This window comes from uncultured Chitinophaga sp., assembly GCF_937874145.1.
GTDB lineage: Bacteria > Bacteroidota > Bacteroidia > Chitinophagales > Chitinophagaceae > Chitinophaga.
In genome coordinates, this window is the sequence record NZ_CALNBI010000389.1 from 1 (window position 1) to 3,709 (window position 3,709).

Below are 3,709 nucleotides of genomic sequence, written 5' to 3' on the forward strand. Positions count from 1 at the left end.
GGAGTATATCGGCCCGGTGATCCTCCCCGGCTCCATGCAGCACGAAGGCGGGCGCAAAGCGATCGCCATTTCGGCGGTGCTCGTCCTCTACATCGTCAACATGCTCGGCATCCGGATGAGCGCCAGCTGGCAAAATGTGCTCACCGTTTTCAAAATCACCCTGGTGCTCCTCCTCTGCCTAACCGCCTTCAGCAGCCACGTAGCCCCTCCGGCAGAAGTAGCAACGGCCGCCACATCGGGCCACAGCTGGGCCTACATCTTCGGCGCGGCCCTCGTCCCGGTTTTCTTTACCTACGGCGGCTACCAGCAAACCATCAACTTCGGGTCCGACGTGCGCGACCCCGTGAAAAACATGCCCCGATCCATCGTCATGGGCATCCTCATCATCCTGGCCCTCTACCTGACCGTCAATTACGCCTATGTGAAAGTAATCGGCTTCGAACAGCTGAAAAACACCGATGCCCTGGCGGCACGCATGGCGGAAGTGTTTTTTGGCGAATACGGCTTCAAAATCACCTCGGTGCTACTGTTTTTGTCGGTGTTGGGATACGCGAACGTCAACCTCATGTCCAACCCCCGGATGTACTACGCCATGGCGGAAGACGGGGTGCTGCCCTCCGTGTTCCGGCGCGTCAACACCCGCACACAGGTGCAGGAAGTGGCGCTCTCCGTGTTCACTGCGCTCATCATCGGGATGCTGTATTTCCTCAGCAACTTCGACAATATTATCCAATATGTCATGCTTTTTGACTCAATTGGCCTTGCTTCGGCTGCAGCAACGATATTTGTGCTGCGGAAGAAAACAGCGCACCTCGACGGGCAGATCTATAAAGTGAAACTGTACCCCCTGGTACCGGCGTTTTTCATCACCGTGTATTTATTTGTAACTGTCAATATTTTTATCAAAGATCTGAACCAGGCAATCGGCGGTATGTTTTGGTTTGTAGCCGGACTACCCATTTATTTCTTTATGCGTTACGTCGTGAACCGGCGTACCGGGAGCAATCAGTAATTATGGACCTTTCATTTATTATTAACCAACTAGGCGAAGACAGGGAGCAATATTTCAACGCCATCGCCCCGCCCATCATGCAGAGCAGCAATTTCGCGTTCAAGACGGTAGGCGAGATGCGGGAATTGCTGCAGGACGAGTACAAGGGTTTCCTCTATACGCGGGGCAACAACCCCACCATCGAGATCCTGCGGAAGAAGCTCGCCGCGCTCGACGGGGCGGAGGATGCGCTGATCTTCGGCAGCGGGGCTGCGGCGATCTTTGCGTCGGTGCTGTCGCAAGTGCAGCAGGGCGATCATATCGTGTCGGTCCGCGACCCCTACAACTGGGCGCGCCAGCTGTTCATGAACATCCTGCCCAGGTTTGGGGTGGAAACGACGTTCGTGGACGGGACGGACATCGCCAATTTCCGCCAGGCTATCCGGCCCAATACCCGCCTCATTTACCTCGAATCACCCAATTCCTTCACCTTCGAATTGCAGGATATTGCGGCGGTAGCTGCGCTGGCGAAGGAAAGAGGGATCGTGACGATTATCGATAACAGTTATTGCACGCCGATTTACCAGCGCCCGCACGACCTGGGGATCGATTTGTGCCTGCAATCCGCCACCAAGTTCATCAGCGGTCACAGCGATACCATGGCCGGGGTGCTGACGGGGCGGCAGGAGATGATCCGGCGGATTTTCGCTTCGGAGCTGCTGAACATCGGCAGCGGCATTGCGCCGTTCAACGCCTGGCTTTTGCTGCGGGGATTGCGGACGCTGGAGATCCGGCTGGAGCGGAGCGCGCAGAGTACGGAAAAGATCTGCCGCTGGCTGAAGGAACAGCCCGGGGTGGAGAAGGTTATTTTCCCGATGGACCCTGATTTCCCGCAATACGGGCTGGCGAAAAAACAGATGACCGGCGCGGCAGGCTTGCTAACAATCCAACTAAAGGCCGCGGGCCGCGCGCAGGTGGAAGCTTTCTGCAACGGGTTGCAGCGGTTCCTGATGGCGGTTTCCTGGGGCGGGCACGAATCGCTGGCTTTCCCGGCCTGCGCGTCGATGTGCGAAGGCGACTTCGACCCCGCCGTGGAAAAGCACCGGATGGTGAGGTTGTACATTGGCCTGGAGGATCCCGAACTGCTTATCGAAGACCTGTCTCAGTCCCTCCAATCCATCGCCTGATTTTATAACCCTTTACTATATCGATTTTGCATGCATGATCGAAGACATAAAAAAAGCCGGACGGTAAATCGTCCGGCTTTCTTGTGCAGATATGTTCGGGATCAGCCGGGCATGCGGCTGATGTATTTGTCCATTTCTTTGATCTGGCTAACGATCTGTTCGGTTGTCGGCTTCTGGGCTTTGGCGCGGCGGAAGTAGTCTTTCGCGGTTTTGAAGTCGCGGCGGCTCATGGCGATGGAGCAGAGCATCAGCAGGGCGCCGGCGGTGTTTTCCTTATCGGGGAGGCCCAGGCGTACCGCTTTCTTCAGGTTGGCGTCAGCCGATTTGATATCGTTTTTCTGGTAGGCGATAGTGCCCAGCTGGAAGAACTGCATCCCTTCGTATTCCTTCATCGGGCTGCCGGATTTGATGCTGGCTTTCACCGCGGCCTCGGCTTTGTCGAGGTCCTGGTTTTGCATCGCCAGGTTGGACTGCATGAAGTAGTATACGGAACGGATCGGTTTGATGAGCAGTTTCGGGAACTTAACCATGTTCATATACCGCATGGCGCCATCCACATCCCCGTTTTCCACCGCTTCCTGTACCAGGCGCATAGGTCCGAAAAGGAAATGGGTCACGATGCAAATCAGGGCCAGTACCAGCAAGATCGAGGATTCCCACCAGCCCACGGAAACACCGAGGGCGATACCGCCAATCAGAAGTACCAGTCCAAGCGGCAGGCGGTATTTGATAAATAAGTTAAATGCTTTCATATTTTCTTGAAACGAAGGGCAAAGATACAATAACTAAAAAGGAAAAAGCGGAGCAAATTTTGCCCCGCTTTTTCCTGTCGTTTCTCGAACAGTCAATAGATTATTGCCTGCTGAATGAATATACTACGTAAGCAGTTTTACCTTCATATGTTACCGGCGCCCGCCATACCATGCTCGCCTGGTCGGCCTGGGCCAGTTCCACGCGGTAGCCGTCCAGGATGTTTTTCGCTTTCACCCCGCTCATCATTTCCTTGAACTGCAGCATGATCACGCCGTTCTGGTTGATGGTGCTCCAAACGATGTCCTGCGTGCCCGGCGTGCAGCCGGTAGCGGAACTGTTGATGGTGAAAGAGCCGTTGCTGTTGGACGGCAGCACCCAGTTGCTGCCCTGCAGGCAATCGGGCGGAATATTGGAAAATACGGTGGAGATCTTGGCGGTGGAAGGCAGGCCTTCGTAGTTGACGCTGTTCAGCGTCCATTTGCCGGTAGCGGCCTTGCGCATGCCGCCGGCGGTTACCGCGGTACTGCCCTTCTGCGAAGCACAGGCGCTCATCAGCAGCGAGGCTGCTCCCAATACCGTAAAGAGGCGGGTCATTTGCTTTGTCATTGTTCGGATGTTTTTGTTGCTATGCTAACAAATTTCCGGCCAAAAGTGTTGAAAAGGAAGGAGCACACCGGCGGTGCGCTCCTTGGGGAACAATGGGATGTTGAGGGGGAATATCTTCCGGCATTACCGGTTATAAGCGTATGTAACTGTCGATCTGGATATTATATGCCCG

At 55.1% G+C, this 3,709-nt stretch carries 4 protein-coding genes; 2 read left to right on the top strand and 2 right to left on the bottom strand.

Annotation, left to right across the window (positions count from 1 at the left end):
* Together Q0510_RS18960 and Q0510_RS18965 are read left to right on the top strand one after the other, a co-directional pair.
* The coding region (locus tag Q0510_RS18960; protein ID WP_298715314.1) for an APC family permease at positions 1-1,012 on the top strand (1,012 nt) is incomplete at its 5' end.
* 2 nt (positions 1,013-1,014) lie between these two features.
* A complete protein-coding gene (locus Q0510_RS18965; RefSeq protein ID WP_298715315.1) occupies positions 1,015-2,178 on the top strand; it encodes an aminotransferase class I/II-fold pyridoxal phosphate-dependent enzyme in 1,164 nt (387 codons plus the stop codon).
* Positions 2,179-2,279: 101 nt separating this feature from the next.
* Here the strand turns inward: Q0510_RS18965 and Q0510_RS18970 are convergent, their stop codons facing one another.
* Complete coding sequence (locus Q0510_RS18970) at positions 2,280-2,930, bottom strand: hypothetical protein (RefSeq protein WP_298715316.1); 651 nt, start codon at positions 2,928-2,930, stop codon at positions 2,280-2,282.
* Between the two features lie 100 nt (positions 2,931-3,030).
* Positions 3,031-3,537 carry a hypothetical protein gene (locus Q0510_RS18975; RefSeq protein WP_298715317.1) on the bottom strand — a complete coding sequence of 169 codons (507 nt, stop codon included), beginning with the start codon at positions 3,535-3,537 and terminating at the stop codon, positions 3,031-3,033.
* Positions 3,538-3,709: the final 172 nt, after the last annotated feature.

Excerpts from the sequence above, each read along its gene's own strand:
- Q0510_RS18965 (WP_298715315.1), top strand. The coding sequence starts at position 1,015 with ATGGACCTTTCATTTATTATTAACCAACTAGGCGAAGACAGGGAGCAA.
- Q0510_RS18970 (WP_298715316.1), bottom strand. The coding sequence starts at position 2,930 with ATGAAAGCATTTAACTTATTTATCAAATACCGCCTGCCGCTTGGACTG.
- Q0510_RS18975 (WP_298715317.1), bottom strand. The coding sequence starts at position 3,537 with ATGACAAAGCAAATGACCCGCCTCTTTACGGTATTGGGAGCAGCCTCG.